Origin of the sequence: Gordonia sp. i37 (assembly GCF_002043085.1) — a bacterium.
Classification (GTDB): domain Bacteria; phylum Actinomycetota; class Actinomycetes; order Mycobacteriales; family Mycobacteriaceae; genus Gordonia; species Gordonia polyisoprenivorans.
In genome coordinates this window covers 1-373 of sequence record NZ_MVPX01000624.1, presented here as the reverse complement: position 1 = coordinate 373, position 373 = coordinate 1, and the positions used below count along the sequence as shown (strand labels likewise).

Here is a 373-nt window from a genome sequence, read left to right as displayed (position 1 = left end):
AAAGACCCGCCCCACCCGGTCGGGTGGGAACGACGCCGTCGGATCGACCACGGTCGTCTTGACCTTGAAGGTGCGGGGGCTGATGCCCTCGATACCCATCTCGGCCATGATCTTGGCGACGGTATTCTCCGAGACCGACACGCCCTCGTCGTGCAAGTCGGCGGTGATCCGCGGGGAGCCGTAGGTGCGTTGCGATCTCTTCCAGTGAGCCACAATCTTGACTTCGAGATCACGGCGACGCTGCTGTCGTGCGGTGAGTTCGCCACGCTGCTGACGACCCGCCCACGCATAGTATCCCGAGCGTGAAACCCCCAGCAGTTCAACAAGTGCAGTGATGTCATGGCCGGCGCACTCCGCGGCGATGAGTTCATAA

The 373-nt window shown here is 62.5% G+C and carries 1 protein-coding gene; it reads right to left on the bottom strand.

What is annotated here, in order from left to right; all coding sequences use genetic code 11:
- Window positions 1–373 (bottom strand): IS3 family transposase (locus tag B1964_RS28975; protein WP_139765953.1); only part of this gene is annotated, 373 nt, incomplete at both ends.